At 62.3% G+C, this 24,087-nt stretch carries 16 protein-coding genes; 6 read left to right on the forward strand and 10 right to left on the reverse strand.

Translation table 11 applies throughout. The features are described from left to right. Positions 1-165 precede the first annotated feature (165 nt). The 3 genes from OES25_04795 (at position 166) to OES25_04805 (ending at position 10,560) form a co-directional block, all read left to right on the forward strand. Positions 166-3,939, forward strand: a complete 3,774-nt coding sequence (locus OES25_04795; GenBank protein ID MDH3626958.1) for a thrombospondin type 3 repeat-containing protein — start codon at positions 166-168, stop codon at positions 3,937-3,939. Positions 3,940-4,101: 162 nt separating this feature from the next. Beyond that, a complete protein-coding gene (locus OES25_04800; GenBank protein MDH3626959.1) occupies positions 4,102-4,908 on the forward strand; it encodes a tetratricopeptide repeat protein in 807 nt (268 codons plus the stop codon). A 30-nt stretch (positions 4,909-4,938) separates the two neighbouring features. After that, the gene (locus OES25_04805) at positions 4,939-10,560 is read left to right on the forward strand and encodes a thrombospondin type 3 repeat-containing protein (protein ID MDH3626960.1); all 5,622 of its coding nucleotides are present in this window, start codon (positions 4,939-4,941) and stop codon (positions 10,558-10,560) included. Here OES25_04805 and OES25_04810 read toward each other — a convergent pair. The 6 genes from OES25_04810 to OES25_04835 form a co-directional block, all read right to left on the reverse strand. Then, positions 10,557-10,850, reverse strand: a complete 294-nt coding sequence (locus OES25_04810) for a BolA family transcriptional regulator (GenBank protein MDH3626961.1) — start codon at positions 10,848-10,850, stop codon at positions 10,557-10,559. The genes OES25_04805 and OES25_04810 overlap by 4 nt on opposite strands. Further along, a complete protein-coding gene (locus OES25_04815; GenBank protein ID MDH3626962.1) occupies positions 10,847-12,238 on the reverse strand; it encodes an MBL fold metallo-hydrolase in 1,392 nt (463 codons plus the stop codon). The genes OES25_04810 and OES25_04815 overlap by 4 nt, the downstream gene beginning before the upstream one ends. Next, on the reverse strand, positions 12,235-13,476 hold the full coding sequence (locus OES25_04820; protein MDH3626963.1) for a M24 family metallopeptidase: 1,242 nt from the start codon (positions 13,474-13,476) through the stop codon (positions 12,235-12,237). The genes OES25_04815 and OES25_04820 overlap by 4 nt, the downstream gene beginning before the upstream one ends. Positions 13,477-13,483: 7 nt before the next feature. Next, positions 13,484-15,379 carry an acyl-CoA dehydrogenase family protein gene (locus tag OES25_04825; GenBank protein ID MDH3626964.1) on the reverse strand — a complete coding sequence of 632 codons (1,896 nt, stop codon included), beginning with the start codon at positions 15,377-15,379 and terminating at the stop codon, positions 13,484-13,486. A gap of 160 nt (positions 15,380-15,539) precedes the next feature. Continuing rightward, positions 15,540-17,000 (reverse strand): peptide MFS transporter, encoded by a 1,461-nt coding sequence (locus OES25_04830; GenBank protein MDH3626965.1) that lies wholly within the window; start codon positions 16,998-17,000, stop codon positions 15,540-15,542. Between the two features lie 104 nt (positions 17,001-17,104). After that, positions 17,105-17,587 carry an EVE domain-containing protein gene (locus OES25_04835; GenBank protein ID MDH3626966.1) on the reverse strand — a complete coding sequence of 161 codons (483 nt, stop codon included), beginning with the start codon at positions 17,585-17,587 and terminating at the stop codon, positions 17,105-17,107. Positions 17,588-17,758: 171 nt separating this feature from the next. Between OES25_04835 and OES25_04840 the strand changes: the two genes are divergently transcribed. Together OES25_04840 and OES25_04845 are read left to right on the forward strand one after the other, a co-directional pair. Next, positions 17,759-18,205 (forward strand): ATP-binding protein, encoded by a 447-nt coding sequence (locus OES25_04840; protein MDH3626967.1) that lies wholly within the window; start codon positions 17,759-17,761, stop codon positions 18,203-18,205. Between the two features lie 26 nt (positions 18,206-18,231). Further along, positions 18,232-18,747, forward strand: coding sequence for a hypothetical protein (locus tag OES25_04845; GenBank protein MDH3626968.1), 516 nt, complete (start codon positions 18,232-18,234; stop codon positions 18,745-18,747). Here OES25_04845 and OES25_04850 read toward each other — a convergent pair. Genes OES25_04850 through OES25_04860 form a run of 3 tightly spaced genes read right to left on the reverse strand, consistent with a single transcriptional unit; the run spans position 18,744 to position 20,097 of the window. Next, positions 18,744-19,067: a heavy metal-binding domain-containing protein gene (locus OES25_04850; protein ID MDH3626969.1), complete on the reverse strand. Its 324-nt coding sequence runs from the start codon at positions 19,065-19,067 to the stop codon at positions 18,744-18,746. The two genes, OES25_04845 and OES25_04850, sit on opposite strands and share 4 nt — an antisense overlap. Then, the gene (locus OES25_04855; protein ID MDH3626970.1) at positions 19,064-19,516 is read right to left on the reverse strand and encodes a hypothetical protein; all 453 of its coding nucleotides are present in this window, start codon (positions 19,514-19,516) and stop codon (positions 19,064-19,066) included. The genes OES25_04850 and OES25_04855 overlap by 4 nt, the downstream gene beginning before the upstream one ends. After that, positions 19,513-20,097 (reverse strand): sigma-70 family RNA polymerase sigma factor, encoded by a 585-nt coding sequence (locus OES25_04860; GenBank protein ID MDH3626971.1) that lies wholly within the window; start codon positions 20,095-20,097, stop codon positions 19,513-19,515. The genes OES25_04855 and OES25_04860 overlap by 4 nt, the downstream gene beginning before the upstream one ends. A gap of 58 nt (positions 20,098-20,155) precedes the next feature. Here OES25_04860 and OES25_04865 point away from each other — a divergent pair, with 58 nt between their 5' ends. Continuing rightward, complete coding sequence (locus OES25_04865; protein ID MDH3626972.1) at positions 20,156-22,747, forward strand: SNF2-related protein; 2,592 nt, start codon at positions 20,156-20,158, stop codon at positions 22,745-22,747. Here the strand turns inward: OES25_04865 and mgtE are convergent. After that, on the reverse strand, positions 22,700-24,067 hold the full coding sequence (gene mgtE / locus OES25_04870; GenBank protein MDH3626973.1) for a magnesium transporter: 1,368 nt from the start codon (positions 24,065-24,067) through the stop codon (positions 22,700-22,702). The genes OES25_04865 and mgtE overlap by 48 nt on opposite strands. Positions 24,068-24,087 lie beyond the last annotated feature (20 nt).

Consider the following 24,087-nt stretch of genomic DNA (forward strand, 5'->3'; position numbering starts at 1 on the left):
CAATCTCTCCTGAGGCAAGACCGGGATTCTATCCGAGGCCCGCCCCGGCGGCACCCGACCCAAGGGGAGCCTGGAGGTATTTTGCCTTTTCTGGCCTCCGCCTACGCAAAAAAGTCGCGGCGCGGCCGTCATCGGCGGGTATATAAAACGGACGCGGAGATTCTCATGTCCTTATCGTGCGCGCCCGGAACGGCGCGTCTTTCGATCTTGATGGCGTTGTTCGCCCTGGCGATCCTGGGGTCGGCCTCCGCCCAGGAGATCACGCTCGTCGACGAGGGCACGACCACCCGCTACCTGTCCAACGTGACCGACCCCGGCCTGGGCCAGGCGTGGACACAATTCGCGTTCGATGACAGCGGCTGGACGGTGGGCGCGTTGGGCGTCGGGTATGAATCCAGCACCGGGGCCGAGGCTCTGATCACCACGCCCGTGCCCGTCGGGTCGTGGTCGACGTACACGCGAACGACGTTCAACCTCGCCGACACCTCGGCGATCCAGAATCTTGTTTTCGGTGTCGACTACGACGATGGCGTCGTCGCGTGGATCAATGGCGTGGAGGTCTACCGCTCCCCCAACATGCCGTCGGGCCCTCCTCCCTGGAACGCCGCGCCGTCGACCCACGAATCCAGTAACGGCGCCACACCGTCGTTCGAGGAGACCGACGTCACCACAACGGGGGGTCCGGTCCTCCAGAACGGAGCCAATACTCTCTCCGTGGGTGTCTGGAACACGTCCGGGGCGTCCTCGGATCTGGTTCTCGTTCCGCGTCTCCGCGCCAACGTTCCGGCCACGGTGGTTCGAGGTCCGTATTTACAGATGGTGGGCGACGATTCGATCACGATTCAGTGGCGCACCAGCGTGGCAACCACCAGTGGCGTCGATTTCGGGACGTTCCCGGGCAACCTCAGTTCCAGCGTCTTGAACTTCTCGACGACTGTCGATCATTCGATCCAGCTAAACGGCCTGGGCGGCGACCAGACTTACTACTACGCCGTCGGCACCGTGACGCAACAGCTCGTCGGCAACGACAGCGACCATGTGTTTCGCACGGCGCCGGCGAATCGGGCCGCCATCCCACTCCGCATTTGGGTCCTCGGCGACTCGGGTACCGGCGACGCCAACGCCACGGCGGTCAAGGACGCGTACACGACGTTTACATCAGGTGCGAGCACCGATTTGATCTTCCTGCTGGGTGACAATGCATACCCGAACGGAACCGACCCCGAATATCAGACCAAGCTCTTCGACATGTACGACGATTATTTCGTCTCGACGCCGGTCTGGTCGGCGATCGGCAATCACGATGCCGCCAGCTCCAACAGCGTCATGCAGGACGGCCCCTATTTCGAGATCTTCGAGTTCCCGACGATGGCGGAGCTGGGCGGCGTGAGTTCAGGCACCGAGTCTTATTACTCGTTCGACTACGCCAACGTCCACATCGTCGTCCTCGACTCATCCGGCAATCCGCGAATCCCCACGTCGCCGATGATGACCTGGCTGGACGCCGACCTGGCGTCGACGGACCAGGACTGGATCATCGCGTTCTGGCACCATCCCCCGTACAGCAAGGGATCCCACGACTCGGACACGGAACTCACGATGATCGAGATGCGTCAGTGGGGCGTGCCGATTCTCGACGCCTACGGGGTCGATCTGACGCTCACCGGCCACAGCCACTCCTACGAACGCAGCTACCTGATCGACGGCCACTACGGTGACTCGACGACATTCATGGAGTCCATGAAGGTCGAGTCGGGCGACGGCGACCCGATGGGTGACGGCGAGTACGTCAAGAATGCCGTCGGCCCACTGGCCCACTCCGGCACGGTCCACGTCGTTGCCGGTAGTTCGGGGAAGATCACCGGTGGCGCGCTAGACCATCCCGCGATGCTCGAGTCCCTGAACGAGTTGGGATCGTTGGTGATCGAGATCAACAACAACCGCCTCGACTTGAGCTTCCTCAATTCCGCCGGCGCTGTCAGCGATACCTTCGGCATGTTGAAGGGTTCGGGCTGTTTCGATCCCGATCTCGACGGCATCTGCGCGGAATCCGACAACTGCCCGGACGTCGCCAATGGATCGCAGGCCGACCAGGATGCGGACGGTGTCGGAGATGCATGCGATCCCTGTCCGACCGATGTCGGTAACGACGTGGATGGGGACGGACTCTGTGCGAGCGTCGACAACTGCGACCTGAACGCGAACCCTTTACAGGAAGACAACGACGGCGATGGGAAGGGCGATGTCTGCGACCGGGACGACGACAACGATGGCGTCCGCGACAACATCGACTGTGCGCCGCTGATCGCCGGCGTCTCGACGCTTCCTGGTGACATTCCCTACGTGACGCAAGATCGGCAGGGCCCGGCTCTGAGGTTGATCTGGACCCGAGCGGTCCAGGGCCACACCAGCAACGTGTTTCGGGCGACCCGGTCGGCCGGTGGCGCGGTCGGCTTTTTCGACTGCCTCGCACCCGATATTCCGCAGATCGACCTCGTCGATAACGACACGCCACCGGCGGGGGACGTCTACCTCTATCTCGTTAACGGTCACAACGTCTGTGGCGACGGTGGGCTCGGTGTTGATGGCTTGGGCACGCCGCGCGCCGATCCCGGCGGGTGCTTCGCCGTCTCCGGCGACTTCGATGCCGACGCGGTGATCGATGCGGAAGACAACTGCTCGTTGATCGCCAACGCCGCTCAGGCCGACTCCGATGGTGACTTCGTCGGAAATGCCTGCGACAACTGTCAGTGGGTCGCCAACCCGCAACAGATCGACTCCGACGACGACGGCTACGGGAACGGTTGTAGCGCGACCGACGCCGACGGGGATACGGTCCCGGACGTCGACGATAACTGCACGTTCGTCTTCAACGACACTCAGGATGACACCGATTTCGACGGAAACGGTGATGCCTGCGACGTATGCCCCCTGGACAACCCCGGTGACCCGGACGGCGATGGTCTGTGCAGCGCAGACGACAACTGTCCCCTGATCGCCAACCCGGGCCAGGAGGACGAGGACGTCGACAACCTGGGCGATGCTTGCGACCTGTGCCCTGGTGACCCGGTCAACGACGTCGATGGCGACGGACTCTGCCAGGGGGACGACAACTGTCCCACCGTCGCCAACCCGGGTCAGAAGGACCTTGACGCCGACGGTGCCGGCGATTCGTGCGATGTATGTCCGGCGGACCCCAATGACGACGCGGACGCCGACGGGTTCTGCGGTGACGTCGACAACTGCCAGACGGTCTCCAACCCGACCCAGGCCGACGCCGATGCCGATGGTGTCGGCGACGCTTGTGACGCGTGCCCGGCCGATCCCGACAACGACGTGGATGGCGACGGAGTCTGTGGCGATGTCGACAACTGCCCCAACGTCGCCAATCCGGGTCAGGAGGACGCGGACACCGATGGCGTCGGTGACGCCTGCGAAAATCCCGACGCCGATGGCGACGGCGTGCTGGATTTCATGGATAACTGTCCCGCGGTGTTCAACCCTCCCCAGACCGACTCCGACCTCGACGGTATCGGTGATGCCTGCGATCTCTGCCCCGCCGATCCGCTGGACGACATCGACGGCGACGGTGTCTGCGGCGACGTCGATAACTGCCCCGACACCTTCAACCCGGGACAGGAGGATGCCGACAGCAACGGTATCGGCGACGCCTGTCAGGCGATGAACGACGTGGATGGCGACGGAATCGCCGACGGATTGGACAATTGTCCTGCGGTGGCCAATACCAACCAGGCCGACGTCGATCTGGACGGGATCGGAGACGTCTGTGACAACTGCCCGCTCGTGAACAACACGCTGCAGACCGACAACGACGGCGACGGCGTCGGCAATCCCTGTGACAACTGTCGCAACGACCCCAACCCCGATCAGGCCGATTCCGACGGCGACGGGAAGGGCGATGTGTGTGACTCAAACTGACTGACGGATCTTTATCGCGGAAATTCAACGGATATACAGATTGGACGGTTCCGCAATTTGGGGGGTGGTGCGCTCCGTCTTTCTTCGTACATAGTAAGGATGCGCGCGGGGACCCCCATTATAAGTATTATAATTGCAATCCGAATTGCTTTGATCACCGGGATGCTGCTGGCATCCGCGGCGCTTCTCGCACATCCGGGAATCGACCAACAGATCGTCGATGTAACGGCTCGACTCGAAGCCGCCCCCAGGGACGCGTCGCTCTACATCAAACGGGGCGAGTTGCATCGCATCCACCGTGAGTGGAATCTCGCACAGAAGGATTTCGATCGTGCCGCGCGTCTTCAGCAGGATCGTCGCATCGCGCATTTCCATATCGCACGCCTGCAACTGGATCGAGGCGAGCCGAAGAAGGCACTCCGACATGTGAATCTCTACCTCCGCCACGAATCGAATTCTCTCTCCGGCCACGTGATCCGCGGACAAGCGCTGGCGGAACTCGGTCGCTATCGAGCGGCGGCCGACGCCTACACGCTGGCTATCGACGGGGTCGTTGAAGGACGGCCACGACCGGATGACTACCTGGAACGAGCCAGAGCTCTGCGATCGGCCGGCGCACAGCACTACGATGAGGCGATTCGGGGTCTGGAAGATGGCGTCAAACGACTTGGGGCCCCTGTCACGTTGCTACGGCTGGCGATCGAGATCGAGTTGGAGATGGGTCGCACCGATGCAGCACTTGCACGCCTCGATCGAATCGCCGACTCTGCCGCCCGTAAGGAACGCTGGCTCAGCGAACGTGGCGACATCCTGACCGACGCCAATCGACCGACGGAGGCCAGACAGGCCTACCAGGCCGCGCTGAGTGCGATCGGCCGACTCTCCGAGAACCGACGCAGAAACACCGCGACGGAACGACTGGAAGAACATGTTCGAAGCGCGCTGGAACAGCTGGGAAGTGACGGATAGAGAATGGGCGCACGCGTGTACAGACGGCTGATGATTGGCTTGCTCCTTGTTCTAGGGGTCGGCGTCGCGTTTGCCGAGACGATCGTCGTCGACTTCGGTGGCCCGACGCTGTACAAGGCCAACGACACGGACCCGGCCCTGGGGCTGACCTGGATCGCGCCTGGGTTTGACGATGCCCTGTGGGATCCCGGCAACTTCGGTGTCGGCTATGAGACCGGCAGCGGCGCCGAGAATCTGATCCAGTCGATGATCCCTTCGACCAGCCGGTCGGCCTACACTCGAACCACCTTCAACGTGGCCGACAAGACATCGATCTTCAACATGATTCTCGGCCTCGACTACGACGACGCGGTCATCGTCTGGATGAACGGACAAGAGGTCTATCGCTCTCCGAATATGCCGCCCGGGCCACCACTCTGGAACACATCGGCGACGGCGGGGCACGAATCCAGCAATGCAGCGGCCCCCGTGTACGAGCTGTTCGACATCACGTCGATGGCGCTCCCCCACGTGGTCGATGGCGAAAACGTTCTGGCAATCGGCCTGTGGAACCACGGAACTGGCTCCAGTGACTTCGTGATTGCCCCGCAACTCGTTCTGAATCGGGTCGCCACCGTGACCCGTGGACCGTACCTGCAGATGGCGACACCCGACAGCGTTCGCATTCGATGGCGAACCAACATTCCGGTGACGTCCCGTGTGCTCTACGGAGATGCCCCCGGCAACCTGCTCACTCCAGAGATGGACCCCATCCTCAAGCCGGACCACGACGTCGAACTGACGGGGCTTCTTGCGGACACCCAGTATTTCTACGCCGTCGGCGACTCATCGACGATCCTCGCCGGTGACGACGCGGATCATCATTTCTTCACGGCACCCCTGGTCGGCGTCGCGAAACCGATGCGCATCTGGGTCACCGGCGACTCCGGGACGGCCAATCTCGCTGCTCAGGATGTCCGCGATGCGTACCTGGCGTTTACCGCCGGAACTCGAACGGATTTCTGGCTGCTGCTGGGGGACAACGCGTATCCGTCTGGAACCGACCAGGAATACCAGGCGGCGTTCTTCGACATGTACCCGACGATCCTTCGTCAGGTCAGCTCGTGGTCGACGATCGGCAATCATGACATCGTGAATCGAGGGTTGGAGACCGGCGCCTACTTCGACATCTTTTCCTTACCGTCAAACGCCGAGGCCGGCGGCCTGGTGTCGGGTACCGAGGCGTATTACTCATTCGATTACGGGAATATCCACTTCATCGTGCTGGACTCGTCGGGCACCGACCGGTCCGGCACGGGCACGATGATGACCTGGCTCGAGGACGACATCGCCGACACCAGTCAGGACTGGGTCGTCGCGTTCTGGCATCACCCGCCGTACAGCAAGGGCTCTCACGATTCCGACACCGAAACGCCACTAATCGAGATGCGGACCAACGCGCTGCCCATCCTCGAGGACTACGGCGTCGATCTTGTCCTTTCGGGACACAGCCACTCTTACGAACGGTCGTACCTCATCGACGGTCATTACGGAGACTCCACGACCTACGACGACCAGACGATGGAGTTGAACGGCGGCGATGGACGGGTTACCGGCGACGGCCCGTATATCAAGACGCTCCTCGGTCCGGACCCGCATGCCGGGTCGGTCTACGTCGTGGCCGGAAGCTCGGGGCAACTGGGTGGCGGGACCCTGGATTACCCGGCCCACTACTTCGGGCTCCTCGAGCGCGGTTCGGTGGCGCTGGATGTGAATGGCCAACGACTCGACGCGACGTTCATCGATCGGTTCGGAGCCGTTCGCGATACATGGACCATGATCAAGGGTCCCAATCCGTTGATGCCCGACGCGGAGTTCTCGACGTCGGCGGTACTAGGATTGATGCCGTTGAGCATCGACTTCTTCGACCTCTCGACCAACACGCCGACGAGTTGGGCCTGGGACTTCGAGAACGACGGCCAGCCGGACAGCGTGGCTCAGAACCCGACGCACTCCTACACCAACCCCGGGATTTACACGGTGGCCCTCGATGCGGGCAACATCTACGGCGTCGACGCCGAGATCAAGATCGACCAGGTCTGTGTCTACGAGAATGACCCGTCCCTGGTCGATGGCGCTGCATTCGAGTCATCGACCCGCCTGATCTGGAACGGCTACGCCGCCGGTCAGGCCTACGACACGATCCGTGGCGGGTTGCTGGACCTGCAGACCCTCGGGCTGAGCGGCACGCCGCTGACCTGCATCGAGAACGACGATGCCGATCTCCACGCAGATGACGCCACCCTCCCCGCAGCCGGTGATGGCTTCTTCTATCTGGTTCGCGCCGGCGACTGCGCAAACCGTACCGGAAGCTTCGACACGACGGGAATCGGTCAGCTCGAGTCTCGCGATCCGGCGCTCCAGGCCTCGGGCTCGGTCTGCAGCTGCGCCACCGGTGACGATATCGACGGCGACGCTCTCTGCGACCTGTTCGACGACTGCAAGGATACGGACGGCGATGGCTTCGGAAACCCGGGCTACCCTCAGGACACCTGCCCCACCGATAACTGCCCGGACATCAACAACGTTCCGCAGACCGATAGCGACATGGATCTCCTGGGTGATGCCTGCGATGTTTGCGCCCTGGATCCGGATAATGACATCGATGGCGATGGGGCCTGCGGTGATGTCGACAACTGTCCGGTCACCTCCAACCCGACACAGCTGGACACCGACAGTGACGGACCGGGCGACGCCTGTGACACTTGCACCGACACCGACGGGGACGGCTTCGGCAATCCGGGGTTCCCCGTCAACAGCTGCCCGGACGACAACTGCCCGATCGTTTCGAACGTCGGCCAGGGTAATGCCGACGGCGACATGCTGGGTGACGCGTGCGATGCCTGCCCCGCTGACGCCGACAACGATCTGGACGGCGACACGATCTGTGGCGACGTCGATAATTGCCCGACGGTCTCCAACATCGGGCAGACGGATCTCGACGGCGATCTTCTCGGCGACGCCTGTGACACGTGTCCCAACGATTTCAATAACGATGAGGACAGTGACACGATCTGTGGCGACGTGGACAACTGTCCCACCGTCTCCAACATCGGCCAGGCGGATTTCGACGGCGATCTTCTCGGCGACGCCTGTGACGCGTGCCCCAACGACTTCAATAATGACGAGGATTCCGACACGATCTGTGGCGATGTCGACAACTGCCCCACCGTCTCCAATGTCGGGCAGGGCAACGCCGATGGGGACGCCAACGGCGACGCCTGTGACATCTGTCCCAACGATGCCAACGACGACGAGGACGGCGACACGATCTGTGGCGATGTCGACAACTGCCCGACCATTTCAAACGTCGGGCAGGCGAATCTCGACGGCGATCTTCTCGGCGACGCCTGTGACGCGTGTCCCAACGATTTCAATAACGATGAAGACAGTGACACGATCTGTGGCGATGTCGACAACTGCCCCACCGTCTCCAACGTCGGCCAGTCCAACCTGGACGGCGATCTTCTCGGCGACGCCTGCGACACGTGTCCCAACGACTTCAACAATGACGAGGATTCCGACACGATCTGTGGCGATGTCGACAACTGCCCCACCGTCTCCAACGTCGGTCAGGGCAACGCCGATGGGGACGCCAACGGCGACGCGTGCGACATCTGCCCCAACGATGCCAACGACGACGAGGACGGCGACACGATCTGCGGCGACGTCGACAACTGCCCAACCATTTCAAACGTTGGCCAGGCCAACGCGGATGGCGACCTCCTCGGCGACGTCTGCGACAGCTGCCCCAACGACAGCGACAACGATCAGGATTCCGACACGATCTGCGGCGATGTCGACAACTGCCCAACGGTCGCAAACCTCGGTCAGGAGAATCTCGACGGGGACCTGCTGGGTGATGTCTGTGACACCTGTCCCAACGATAGCGACAACGACCAGGACTCCGACACGATCTGCGGCGACGTCGACAACTGCCCGACCGTCTCCAACATGGGCCAGGGAAATGCCGACGGGGACGCCAACGGCGATGCCTGCGATATATGTCCCAACGATGCCAACGATGACGAGGATTCCGACACAATCTGCGGTGACGTCGATAACTGTCCGACCATCTCCAACGTTGGCCAGGCCAACGCCGATGGCGACCTGCTTGGCGACGCATGCGATACCTGCCCCAATGACAGCGATAACGATCAGGACGGCGACACGATCTGCGGCGACGTCGACAACTGCCCGGCAGTCTCCAACATCGGCCAGGCGAATCTCGACGGCGATCTACTCGGCGATGCTTGTGACGCCTGCCCCAACGACATCAACAACGACGAAGATAGCGACACGATCTGTGGCGATGTCGACAACTGTCCCACCGTGTCAAACGTCGGCCAGGGCAATGCCGACGGCGACGCCAACGGCGACGCCTGTGACGTCTGCCCCAACGACGCTAACGACGACGAGGATTCCGACACGGTCTGTGGCGATGTGGACAACTGTCCCACCACGTCAAATACCAACCAGCTCGACACCGACCTCGATACGCTTGGCGATGTATGTGATTCGTGCCCCAACGATGCGGATAACAACATCGACGGCGACAATTTCTGTGGCGATGTGGACAACTGCCCATTCGTGCCGAACAACAACCAGCGTGACGACGACGGAGATCTCCTGGGCGACGCCTGTGACACGTGTCCCAACGACTTCAATAATGACGAGGATTCCGACACGATCTGTGGCGACGTCGACAACTGCCCCACCGTCTCCAATGTCGGTCAGTCCGACCTGGACGGCGATCTTCTCGGCGACGCCTGCGACACGTGTCCCAACGACTTCAACAATGACGAGGATTTCGACACAATCTGCGGCGACGTCGACAACTGCCCCACCGTCTCCAATACCGGCCAGGGCAACGCCGACGGCGATGCCGACGGCGACGCCTGCGACAGCTGCACCGACACCGATGGTGACGGATTCGGCAACCCGGCGTTCCCGGCCAACAGCTGTCCCGACGATAACTGTCCGCTCATGGCGAATGCAGGCCAGGAAGACAACGAGTCCGACGGTCAGGGAGACATCTGCGATCCCGACGATGACAACGATGGCGTGATCGATCTTGACGACTGCGCCTCGTTCACGGCCGGTGTCGCCAATGATCCGCTCCCGATCGGTCCGTCGCTACGACTGAGGGGCGACATCGGCCAGACGCTGACCTGGACGAAGAGCTTCCAGGGCCACGTCAGCAACGTCTATGCGAGCCTGCGAGTGGGGAGCGGGCCGTTCGTGTTTCAGATGATCTGCTGGCGTTCGGAAGTGGTTAGGAACTCTACGACTATCAACACAGTTCCCGATCCCGGCGAGATGTGGTTCTACCTGATCGGGGCTCGCAACAGCTGTGACGATTCGGCGATCGGCCAGGGATCGGATGGAACGCCAACCCAGTGGTCCGGGGCCTGTCCGTTCGGGGATAACGATACCGACAGCGACACGATCCTCGATCTGGAGGATAACTGCTCGACGGTGGCGTCCCTCGATCAGACCGATGACGACGGTGACTTCATCGGGAACCTGTGCGACAACTGTCCGGCGACGTTCAACCCGGGGCAGGTCGACACGGACAACGATACGATCGGAGATGCCTGCGATCCGGGCTAGTCGGTCAGCCTGGACCACTCGTCGGGTGTCATGGTTCGCAGCGCCAGCGCATGAATCATCGTCCCCATCCGTCTACCGAGCGACTCGTAGACCCGTCGATGCTGCTCGACTCGTGTGAGTCCGGCGAACGACGTGCTAACGAGGGTCACCGTGTAGTGGCCGCCGCCGGTCACATTACCGGCGTGGCCCGCATGGTGGGCGCTGTCGTCCTGGATCCGCAAGACCTCCGGGGTGAACGCGGCGGTCAGGACGCCTTCGATCTCTCGGGCATTCTCGGTCGGATCGCTCATTGGGTGCTCCACTGGTCGCCGTCCTCACCCACTCTTCGGGCCGAGCCGGATCGCTCGAGCAACAGCAGATGAGAAAGGGTCTGACGACGGATCAGGGGTAGAGGCATCTCTGGCAGATCATCGTAGGCCTGGCGTGCGATCCGATCCAGTTCCAGCGGTGCATCGCCAAGCTGCACGCGGATCTTGCTCTCCCGTTGGCGACGATGCTCCAGCACCCGCTCCAGCGTCTTACCTGGTAGCGGCGTGCCATGTCCGGGGAGGAGCGTCTTGCATCCAAGCTCCTTCATCCGCTCGAGCGACTGGAGGTAGTCCCCCATATCGCCGCTCTCGGGATCGATGAGGATCGTGGAAACGCTACTCACGAGGTCTCCCGTCAGCAACAGTCCGCGATCGACCAACTCGAAGGCCATGTGGCCGACGGCGTGGCCCGGTGTGTGATGGGCACGAAGCGTGATTCCGGCCAGATCGATCGTCTCACCGTCGGCAATCGTCAGGGTTCGAAGATCGCCGAGACGATCTCGCAACGGCTCGAGGGTCGCCTCGTGAGCGCAGACCGGTACATCGAGGCGTGTGGCAATCTGCGCGACTCCATCAACATGATCCTGATGATGATGGGTCAGCAAGACCATCCGCAGCCGGTCGCCATCGGAACAGCGTCGCTCGATCACACCGGCGAGCCGATCCAGCTCTTCCGGCTCGTCGGATCCCGGATCCACGATGGCGAAGAACCTCCCGCCGGGAAACCAGACATTGGTATGGGTTGCAGGTGGGAGGGTTGCCGTCGACAACGGCACCATCCAGGTCCCCGGCGTGAACTCGATTCGCGGAGTTCGCTCTTCTCGTTGGTTGGCCTGCCGGATCGCTTCCGCCAGCTGCTCGAGAGAGGCACTCTCGTGGCGTGCGAGACAACGGAGGATCGGCAAGACCGGCGGTGGCACGCGGCACTCCCCACGCTCCCATGCTTCCAGAACGGTCTCCGCCAATTCGAAGCGTGCCGAGTCCAGCTCGTCGGTCATCGGTGCGATCTCGTCGCGTAACGCCTCGACACGATGGACAAAAAAGCGATTCATGAAACGAACCGGGAACATCGGCGGCGTGATTCGATCCCCGGCGTCGATCCACTCGGTAGCCTCAACCTGCAGACCGAGCTCCTCGTCCAACTCCCTGGAGGCGGCCGCCCGAAAGGGATCGGCGGTCTCTCGATCGGCGGCGTCGATCGTCCCTCCCGGAAACGAGAGGTGGCCCGGCATGAATCGGGTGGATCGCGATCGTCGAGCCAGCAGGACCCGATCTCGCCCATCCTCGTCGCGACGCACGAGTATTGCGGCGGCGCTGTCCCTCGGTTCGGCGGGACGGGCGCGAGGGATACCGTCAGGCAGCTCGCTCAATCCTTGCCTCCCGCCATCCAGCGTTCGATCTCGTCGGTGGACCTGGGGAAATCGGCCGACAGGACCCGCGGTCCGTCGACGGTCACCAGGACGTCGTCTTCAATTCGGATTCCGATTCCCTCGTCCTCGAGGTAGACCCCTGGCTCGATCGTGATCACCGCTCCGGCTTCCAGCGGGCCATCGGCCTGAGGCGTGTCATGAACATGGATCCCCAGGTGATGCCCGATGCCGTGAGCGAATCGGGACCCCAGCCCTGCCCGATCGATAACCTCGTAGGCCAACGCATGGAGATCCGCCAGCGTCACACCGACGACACAGCCCTCGATGGCGACACGTTGAGCCTCGAGAACGACGTCGTACAGCTCTTTCTGTCGAACGGTGAATTTTCCCGACACGGGGAATGTCCGGCTGATATCGGAGCAGTATCCCTCGAGTCTGACACCGGTGTCGATCAACAGCAGTTGCCCCTCCGACAACACGCCGTCGTTGGCGCGGTAGTGCAGTTGGAGCGCATTGGACCCGGCCGCGCAGATCGCCCCGAAGGCATGGCTTGCGCCCGCCGTGCGATAGGCGTAACTCAGTTCCGCCTCGAGTTGCCCCTCGCGGATACCGGGCGCCGTCGCCGCGGCGATCCGATCGAGCCCCCGTCGAGTGACCTGAAGCGCGTTTTCGATGGCCTCGATCTCGCCGTCATCCTTCAAGGCCCGCATCCGATCCAGGCGCTCCCCCGCATCGCGAATCCGGACGGCGGGGAAATGATCGCGGATCCGCCCGGCGAGCCGTGTCAGGGCATCGGGTCGATCACGGAAACTCGCGGGTGCCGAGCGAATCAGCCAGAGGGTCCTTCCGCCGCGCAGCGCCGTAGCCAGAATGGCGTCGAGACCGGCGACATCCGCGACGAGATCGACGCCCAGAGCCGCCGCGTCGACGCCCTCGACCGTCTCTGACGCATCCTCGCCCCATTGGGCCAGCACCGGGTCCGACTTCGGCAGCAGGAGCACGGCACTCGCGTGACGGCTCCGCATGTAGTCCGGGCCGGGTGCACCGCGGGTCCGTGGCAGGTTGAACCGCCGGTGACCAAACAGAAGGACACCGGCGGTCTCCCGCGACCCGCTTAGATACGCGTAGTTGGGGTCGAGGTCGTCGCCCCCGTCACCGAACGCCAGAAAAAGATCGTCCGGCGACTGTTCCGTCAGCCGGGCACGGCGTTTCGAGAACACCTGCTTGTCGTGCCGCATAGAATGCCTAGACGGGTTCGCCTACTTCGGCCGCCTCGTCCGACTTCTCCGCCGGCGTGCTTGCTGCGGAGACGATGTCATTCTCCATCCAGGCGTAGTTGCCGCGCAAGACCTCTCGGGCCAGACGAGTCTGGCAGGCGTCGTCGTTGCGCCACATGCCCCGGAAGTAGTCCTTGACCCGCCGCCTCGAGGCACGGCAGAAGAACTCCACCAGCCGTGTCGCAGACTCCGCATCGGCACTACCCGACTGCCGCATCGACTGGGCCCGGGAAATGGCCGCCGACATCGCCATGAGTTCGTTGGCCACATCGACGATCCGGAACAGGAACGCCTGCTTTCGCTGAAGTTTGGGGCCGTGCACGACCATCCCGTGGAAGACCTGACGGGAGAGCTTACGGGCGCTCCGGTTGATAAACCGCAGATGACGGGCCAGGGGTCCGAATTCTGCGTAGCGTGGCCAACGTCCCCATCCAAGCCAACGAGTCGGGTACCAGGTGGCGTAGAACAGGGCGATTCCCGGCAACGCCTTCAACTTCTGCCCAAGGCTCTTCTTCGGGTCGATCATCGCGCCGGAGACCTGCAGGTGCTTATCCACGGCCTCGCGAGCCATGAATAGATGCATGATCTCGCTGGAACCCTCGAAGATCGTGTTGATCCGACTATCACGCATGAGCCGCTCGACATCGATCGGGGCCTCGCCTCGATCCGCCAACGACTGCACCGTCTCGTAGCCGCGACCGCCACGAATCTGCATCGTCTCGTCGATCAGCCGCCAACCCTGAACGGTGTTCCATTCTTTCGCGGCCGCCGCCTCCAATCGGATGTCGTACCCGCCGCGGTCCGCCATCTCGCTGACCAGGTCGGAGATCGCTTCCATCGCGAAGGTCGTCGCCGCCATGTCCGACAGCTTATGAGCGATCGCCTCGTGCTTGCCGATGGGGAAGCCCCACTGGACACGCTCGGCGGCCCATTTCCTGCAAATCTCGAGACAGCGTTTTGTGGAACCCGCAGAGCCCGCCGGCAACGAGAGACGACCGGTGTTCAACGTGGTCAGGGCGATCTTGAGCCCGGCCCCCTCTTTTCCGATCAGGTTCTCTTTCGGCACGCGGACATTGGTGAACGAGATCACGCCATTGGCGAGTGCGCGAAGTCCCATGAAATGACATCGATGTTCGACAGTCACTCCGGGGCTGTCCGCCTCGACGACGAACGCGCTGATCCGGTTCGTATCGGGGTGCTTGGCCATCACGACCAGCAGATCGGCGATGGTCCCGTTGGTGCACCAGAGCTTCTCACCGTTGATGATGTAATGGCTGTCGTCGTCCGCTCTCTCTGCGGTGGTGTCGAGATTGGCGGGATCCGAACCCACGCTGTCCTCGGTCAGGGCGAACGCCGTGATCGCCCCGGCGGCACAACGCGGCAAGTACTTCTGCTTTAACTCGGTCGACCCGAAGATCTTCAGGGGCTGCGGCACGCCGATGGACTGGTGTGCCGAGAGGAGAGCCGATACCGATCCGTCGGCGCTACCGAGCAACTCCATCACCCGGGAGTACTCGACCTGGCTGAATCCCAACCCACCGTATTCACGGGGGATCTTCAGTCCGAATGCACCCATCTGCTTGAGCCCGTCGATCAGGGACTGCGGATACTCGCCCGTCGCATCGATGGCCGCCGAGTCGACCTCGTTCTCGAGGAACGTCTTCAACCGAGCGAAGAACGCGGTGAACTCCGGGCGCTCCTGATCGGTCCTGGGGAACGGATGAACGAGTCCCAGACGAAACCGACCGAGGAACAGCTCACGGAGAAAGCTGGGTTGCTTCCACTCTTTCTCACGGGCCGCCTCGGCGACCTCCATGGATTCCCGCTCGGCCTCGAGTTCGCTGTTCTTGATCGTCTCGGTCATCGCAACCTCAACCCTGCCGGTGTTGAGCTCCCGACACGGCGTAACCCATTAATACTATGGTAGATAATGTAGATATTAGGGTCCAGAGCCCGTCGATGCCAGCAGACAGGCTACGCCCCGAATCCATAACCCGAACCTGCGATCTGGGCCGATCCGCCGGTTAATTGATGCCGTGGCTCATTCGCTTCATGACCGGCGACGCGATCAGGAAGATCAGGCCTGCGCCGATCACGAAGGCCGCGACGGCATAGAAGGTCTTGCCGGCGTCGCTGGGATCGAAGGTTCCACCCACGAGCCCCGCGATCAGGTTGCCGATGGCCGCACCGACAAACCAGATCCCCATCATCTGCGAGACCAGCCGCTTCGGCGACAACTTCGTCATGGCGCTGAGGCCGACGGGGCTAAGAACCAACTCGCCGACGGTATGGAAGAAGTAGGTTACGACCAGCCACATCGGGCTGAGGCCACCGTCGGTGGAGAACGACGCACCCCACGCCAACACCAGGAACCCGACACCGAGCAGGACGAGCCCCATGGCGAACTTGACACCGAACGAGGGGTTCTTCTTATCGAGTTTGATCCAGAGCCCACCGATCACCGGAGCCAGGATAATGATAAACAGTGGGTTGATGGCCTGAAGCCAGGTAATCGGCAGGACCAGGGAGCCGATGTTTCGATCGGTGAGATCCCGGGCGAAGTAGGTCAAGCCGGTGCTGGCCTGCTCGAACCCGGACCAGAAGACGGCGGCACCGATGAACAAGGCGATGATGACGCCAATTCGGCCCCGCTCCTCGGAGTTCTTGGCTGCGAAGAAGATGAGGTAGGCGAAGTAGAGGCTGACCAGTCCCAGGCAGATATAGCCGGTATTCGTCGCGAACTCTGTGATGGTGAACTGAATTGTCCCGTTGCGGGCCAGCATCCAGATCGCCAGCCCGATGACCCCACAGAAGAATGCCGTCCCGAAGAAGTACTTCCAGTCCCGCGACCTCTGTGCGGGGTCATCCGATATCTTGAGGTTGCCCGCGTCCCTGAGGTACTTCCCACCCATGACGTACTGGATCAGACCCAGTGTCATGCCAACGCCGGCGATACCGAAACCAAGATGCCAATCCACGTTCTCACCCAGCGCGCCACAGACCAGCGGTCCCGCGAAGGCACCGATGTTGATCCCCATGTAAAAGATTGAGAAGCCGGCATCGCGTTGGGCGCCCTTCCCCTCATACAGGTCGCCGACGATGGCGCTGACGTTCGGCTTGAGAAGCCCCGTGCCGACGACCAGCAGGATCAGGCCGAAGAAGAACGAGGCGTCGACGGGGACGGCCAACGCGAAGTGACCGGCAGCAATGATCATTCCGCCGTAGAGAACTGACTTGCGTTGCCCCAGCAACCGATCCGCGATCCAGCCGCCGGGGAGCGAGAGCAGATAGACACCGAAGGTGTAGAGCGCGACGATCGCGGAACCGCGCGCCGCATCCATGCCCATGCCGCCGTCGATAATCTGGGCCGTCAGATAGAGCGCAAGGAGGGCCCGCATCCCGTAGTAGCTGAAGCGTTCCCACATCTCTGTGAAGAACAATGTGGCAAGGCCACGTGGATGCCCGAAGAAGCTGGTATCCGACATGCTCGCTCCCGGTCTCGCCCTCTGGTCGCAAAATGCGCTATCGGACGCGGTGAGCGCCCTATTTACGCGGGATCGGCGAGGGAGTCAACCGCTCCACTCTTTCGTCAGGCTTTCGGGGCCTGCCGTCGCCCCATGGCTCGGATACGCTTCCACTCGGCGGATCGAACCGGCTGGATCGAGAGCCGGCTGCCCTTTCTGAGCAGTTCCATGTCGGTCAGCGCCGGCTCTTCACGCATCTCCGGGAGCGTCACGGCCCGATCGAGGGCCGACTCCAGACGGATATCGACCACACTCCACCGAGGCTCATCCCTCGAAGACTTGGCGTCGTGGTACTTGCTGAGGGGATCGAACTGGGTGGGATCGGGGTAGGCCTCGCGTACGACCTTCGCGATGGCGACCACCGCCGGCGGCTTGGTCTGGGAGTGATAAAACAGGACGCCGTCGCCGGACTTCATTTCCCGCATGTAGTTGCGAGCCTGATAGTTACGGACGCCGTCCCAGAGTGTCGTCTGCTCCGGACACTTCATTAAATGGCTCAGCCCGAATTCGTCGGGGTCGGATTTGAATAACCAAAATCGGGTCGCCATCTACGTCCCTCGTCCTGCCGCTGCCAGCGACAGACTAGGCGATCGGTCCTCTGAACTCCAGCGCCCATTTCTCGTAAACAGCACCATCCCGGTGTCGAGAACGGCTCCGGGGGCGTTACAATGCACAGGCTTCGAGAATTGGCGGGAGATGGCCGATGGGGAGGCCAGACGGTGAACAATCGAGACGATCCGTGGCCGCTCCGGCGGCGTGAGTTCGCGATCCGCGTTCGGCGTCACTTTCCCAGTACGAAGACCTCCCTCAACGAAGGCGTCAACACGATCATCGGCGTTGCCCGCAAATGCGGCTGCACGGAGGATCAGGAGACCGACCTCGAGATCGCGCTCCGAGAGGCGTTGGCCAACGCGATGATTCACGGCAACGCGTTCGAGAAGGACAAGACCATCTTCGTTCGCGCGTACGGATCCGATTTGAAAAAGTTGTTGATCCTCGTACGTGACGAGGGTGAAGGCTTCGACCCGACCGATGTACCCGACCCCCGGAATGAAGATCGAATGCATCTTCACCACGGGCGCGGCCTGTTCCTGATGCGCGAGTTGATGGATATCGTCGAGTTCCGACGAAACGGACGCGAAGTCCTCATCTACAAACAGTTCTAGGGCTTTCATTGAAGGCGGAGACATCGATGGACTGGATTCGGAACCTTGATCTGCAGAGCCTCTCGCCATCGGCGCTCTGGTCGGCGCTTCCGGTGTCAACCCGCGAGGAGGCGGCCCGCTGCGCGTATCACGAAAACGCATCGACCAGCCGCAAGGAGGTCGATCAGGCCGTCGCCGCCGCCATCCGCTTCCGACCCTCGGCCGTGCGGCAGTTACCCGTCGATCGTCGGGTCGGCTACCTGCTGAGCGCGGTCCATCCAGGCGATTCGCTGGCGATGACGTTGCTGATCGGGCTTCACCTACACGGAAGACCGCAGATCCTCACGAAGTTCCTCGATGACCTGGAGATCCCCCACGAGAACGGCGCCATCGACGAAGACTTTGATATGAAGCCGCCTCAGAGAGATCGGCTCGAGAGTGCGATCGAGAATCTCCTCGCGGCCCATCCGACCGAACAGGTCGAGGTTTATCTCGCCTCGTTGTTTGTGTTGGATCCCGATACGTGGGGCGCGATTCAAGAGGTCGTCGCGAACAAGGGCTAGGCCTCGTCCTCCAGGCGAACCGCCGTACCATACGCCATGATCTCCGACGCACCGCCCATGATGTAGGACGTCGCGAAGCGTAGATCGACGATCGCGTTTGCACCCAGCGCCTCGGCCTCGAGCTTCATGCGGTCGATCGCCTGCTCACGCGCCTCGGACATCATTTTTGTGTATTCCTCTATCTCGCCGCCGACGAGACCCTTCAAGCCGGCAACGATGTCCTTGCCAAGATGACGGGCCCGGATCGTATTGCCCTTGACCAGGCCGAAGCTCTTGGCGAGGCGATGCTGCGCCACCGACGCCGACGGTGTGATGATCATCGAGTTACCTCTCTGTAAGGGTCCTTGCGCCACAGTCTGAATTTTTCGCGGCACACCGAGATCAATAATACCGCGCCGCCCAGTACCAATGCGAAGATCGCAAGCCGGAGCGGCAGCGCAATCTCGCTGTCACGCCAGATCTCTCCCATCGTGTACCACAGGCCGTAACCGGTTGTCACGACTGCGCCGATCGAGACGAGAATCCATGCGATGCCACGCTCGAATCGGTTGTAGATCGACAACCAGTATCGATCCCAGATCTCTTCGGGTGGACGTCGATAACGCATGGATTTTGTAACCTCCTTCACCTGACAGAGGCGTGTCCATTCATGCTTGAGGTCTGCGTCCGCAGCGAGGGCCGCCTCAAAACTCCGACGATCTTCGACGGAAATCTCATCGTCGAGTGCGGCCATCATCCACAACCGGACTTGCTCTTCCTGGCTGTTCATCCTTCTTCCTCTAGCGCGGTCGCCAGATGACGCCGGGCGGAATAGAGACGCGACATGACGGTTCCGATGGGAATGTCGAGCAACTCGGCGATCTCGCGATACTTCAGGTCCTCAAACTCTTTCAGGACGAGAATCTCTCGATCCTTCTCGCCGAGAGAGGCGATCCCCTCTTGAACCCGCTTCTGCAGGTCAACCCGTTGGACCTGCTGGTGGGGATTCCGCTGATCCGCCAACCAGCCGGCGTGATCCTCGAGCCAGGGCTTGGCCTGCTTCAACTTCTCACGATGCAGTTTGCGATCGCGATTGAAGTTGTAACAGAGTCGCCGAAGGATCTGGTAGAACCAGGTGTAGAACGGCATGTCGGGGTTGATGCGATCGCGGGCGTTGAACGCTCGGACGAATGCATCTTGCGAAAGATCGTAGGCGTCCTCGGACGAACCGACGAACCCGAGCGCCGCGAAGTACGCGCGACGCATGTAGCGGTTGACCAGATCGCCGAATGCCGCGGTCTCACCACGCTGGGTGCGCAGGATCAGATCGCGCTCGGTTACACCGGGCTGCTCGGACAAGAGTGTCTCCATGGTGACGGATACCCCGTCGGCGGCATTTTATTCGCGAGGTCGCTATCCTGTCCGATCTATGTGGAAAGTTGGAGATCGAGTCCGGCACCGATTCAACCCTGAACTGGGCCCTGGGCTGGTGGAATCGGTCTCCGGGCGGACCATTTCCCTCTTTTTTCCCACAAGTGGGTCCCGCCTTCAGCTTGCGGCCTCAACCGACGCGCTCACCGAGTTGGTGCTCCGGGTCGGGGTCCGGGCCGCCCCGCTGGACGACGCCGACGGCGGGCCCGGCATCGTCATGGAGTTGACCGAGGACGGATTCGCGGTCCTCGACGACGGACGACGGATGGCGGCCGAGGGACTCTGGCCGATCCAGGTCGGCGACTCGCTCTTCGAACGGCTTGCCGTCGGCGATGTCGGACGGATGGATGCGTTCGCGATGCGTCTGGAGATGCTGCATCTCACATCCATCCGCGAGGCGGACGGCCTTGGGTCATTCCTCGGTGGACGCATTCAGCTTTTTCCGCACCAGCTCCATGTCGCGGAACGCGCCACCCAGGCGGATCCCGTTCGTTGGCTTCTTGCCGATGAGGTCGGCCTCGGAAAGACCGTCGAAGCCTGCCTGATCCTGAACTACCTTGTGCGCACGCGTCGCGCCGACCGTGCGCTCGTCGTGGCACCGGATACCTTGACCGTTCAATGGCTGGGCGAGTTGTGGCGCAAGTATCATCAGGTCTTCGTTCTTCTGGATGACGAGCGCCTGGAAGACGTGGAGCGAGAGTACGGCAAGGGCTTCAACCCGTTCGACGCCCACGATCAGGTCGTCGTCAGCCTTGAGCGACTTGCCGCGTCTCCGCGTCTCGTCGAACAGGCGATCGAGGCCGAGATCGATCTCCTGGTGGTCGACGAGGCCCATCACCTGCGACGAAAACCTGGACACCCCGGCAACCCCGCCTATCGAGCGGTTCGGCAGATCGCCGACCAGGGACGTCACCTGCTGCTCCTCAGCGCGACACCGCTCGAGGAAGATGCCCACGGCTTCTTTCGACTCCTGCAACTATTGCGACCCGATGAATTCCCCGAAGATCAGTCGTTCGACGAACGGCTGGAAAAACGAACGCCGCTGCCTCCGTGCACCAGCGCCACTCGGCGGGACGACATCGGCGGGCTACCCCCCCGCCGACCCCAGCCGGTCGACTGGCCGGGCGGCGACGCGTGGCCGGCGACGGAGTCGTTGCTTGCGGTCGCTCGCGAGGGCGAGCCGGGCAATGCCCTCGAGCGCATCAGAAAGATCGAGCGAATTCGTCTGGCCCTAGATTCCCCATGGGCTCTGGCGCAATCGGTACCCGCCAAGAACCCGTTGCGCGCCCCTGCGGTCAAGGCCGGAAAGTGTGACGGGCGACTCGACTGGCTCGTTCGCAATGCCGGCAAGTGGGCCGGTCGCGGCGAGAAGACACTGGTGTTCGTCAGCCGACGAGAGTCACTCGATGCGATCCGCACTGAGATGAGTCGACAGTCCCAGCTGCGAGTGGGCGTATTTCACGAAGACCTGTCCGCGGCCCAACGGGACATCGAGGTCGCACAGTTCCAGCTGAAGAGCGGTCCGTCCATGCTCGTCTCTACGGAGTGCGGCGGAGAGGGCCGAAACTTCCAGTTCTGCACGCGTCTCGTTCTCTTCGATCTGCCCTGGAATCCGATGGTCGTCGAACAACGGATCGGCCGCCTCGACCGAATCGGTCGAGACCGTCCGGTGGACATCGTCTATTTTCGTCCTCCGGACGGACTCGCGCGCGGCGTCGTCGAGTTGTTCGAGCAACTGGGTCTGTTCGAGAAACCACTGGGTGGGCTGGAACGTGAGTTGGCCGGTGTTGCCGATGCGATCGGCGACCGGGCCCTCGCAGGAAGAGATGCAGATAGCGACAAACGATTCGCGACTTTGGCGAAGACCGCCCAGGTGGCCTGGGATCGGGTGCAGGAGGCGGCGTATCACGAGCTCCATCGCGATCCATACGACGAGTCGCTCGCGCAGAAGATTCTCGATCGTGTCCCGCCGGATCTGGAGGAGTTGACGGAAGACGTCCTTGTTGCGGCGTGCGGGCTGCTCGATCTACGACTGGAGCCCCAACGGCGCGCATCGCGCTACTCCTTCGAGTATCGGAAGCGGTCCCGTGTCGAGTCCCTCCCCGGGGTCCCCGCCGGAAGCTCCTTTCTCGGAACGTTCGAGCGCGAGGTCGCTGTCACTGACGACAACATCGACTTCTTCGCGTCGGGACATCCCCTCGTCGAGGGAATGATGGCCCACCTCGAAGAGAGTCCCCTGGGGCGGGTCGCCGTCCTGGATGTTGCGGACGACGAGGGAACAGAAGGGATCGGCCTCGCGGCCCTATACCGGACGGACGACGGCTTCCGTGCGGAGGCCGTCGATCTGGGCGGCAAGTCGCGCCCGGAATGGGCGTCGCTCTTGACCCGCCGACCGTTTCGTAGCCGACGCATCCCGCGGAGCAGCCTCACCGGGCAGCCGGGTTGGCCGACACTCGTGCGAACGCTGGCACCGCTCCTCGAGGCCCATGGGAATCCAATCGCCGTCGCGGCGCTCCGGGTCTCCCGTCGCCCAGAGCGTAAGTCAGCCGCCGGTGATGAGAGCGGTGCAGACCAGGAAGTAGATCAGTAGCCCGGTGACATCAACGATCGTCGCGACGAACGGCGTCGACGAGGTCGCGGGATCCACACCGAGCCATTGCATGACGAATGGCAACATACTGCCGACAAGCACGCCCCACATGACGACGCAGATCAGTGAGATGCCGACGGCGAACCCGATCGTGTCCCACTCGGAACCCAACGCCACACCCAGGAATCGGTCGAGGAACGTCCGCAGGAAACCGATTCCGGCGAGGATCACGCCAAGCGTCATCCCGAACAGCAACTCGCGCCGAAACACCCGGAACCAGTCGCTCAGTTTCACCTCTTCGAGCGCCATCGCTCGAACCACCAGAGTCGCCGCCTGGGAGCCGCTGTTTCCACCGGATGAGATGATCAACGGCACGAACATCATCACGGTGAATTTCAGCCGATCGCGAAACATTTCCATGGCGTTGAGGGTCAACAGCTGGCCGAGGAACAACGCGATCAGCCAGCCACCGCGTTTGCGCACCAGCTCCCAGAACGAGACCTGTAGGTACGGATAGTCCAGCGCCTCACTACCACCGATCTTCTGGATATCCTCGGTCGCTTCTTCTTCCGCGACATCGAGGACGTCGTCGACGGTGACAATTCCCAGTATCTCGCCGCGGGAGTCGGTGACGGGGAATGCGACCCTGTCGTATTCCTTGAAGACCTGAACGGCGGTCTCCTGGTCCTCGTTGGCGGTGAGCGCCACGAAGCTTCCGTCGGTCAGAGCGTCGATGCGTGTCTCGAGATCCGCGAGCAGGATCTGCCGAACCCGCAAATCGTCGATGAGAACCCCACGCTCGTTGACCACCGGAATGACGTTAAGCGTCTCACTATCGTCGCCGACACGACGGATATGATCGAGGGACTGGGCGACCGTCCAGTCCGATCGGACGGTCACGTAGTCCGGCGTCATCAATCGCCCGATGCTGTCCTCCGGATAGCCCAGAAGATCCTGCGCGACGACGCGCTCGTCAGGAGAAAGCAATGCCAGCGCCTGTTTGGTCGCGGCCGCCGGCAACTCCTCGAGGAGCGCCGTTCGGTCGTCGGGAGACATGTCGTTGAGAATCGCAGCTGCCTGCTCGCGGGCGAGTCCCTTGATCAAGCCTTCCTGCGCGCTCGCGTCGAGGTATTCGAAACAGTCCGAAGCCTGTTCGCGTGGGAGGACGCGGAAGACGACGACCTGATCGTCCAGATCCAGTTCGCGAATCGCCTCCGCTATGTCCGCGCTCTCGAGCTCGACAATCAGTCGACGCAGGCCGGCGAAGTCACGATCCGAGAGCATTCGCTGGATCTGCTCGACGCTTGTCTTGCTCTCCATCGACTTCGGCTCCTGACTGG

The sequence above is a fragment of the Acidobacteriota bacterium genome (assembly GCA_029861955.1).
GTDB lineage: Bacteria > Acidobacteriota > Polarisedimenticolia > Polarisedimenticolales > Polarisedimenticolaceae > JAOTYK01.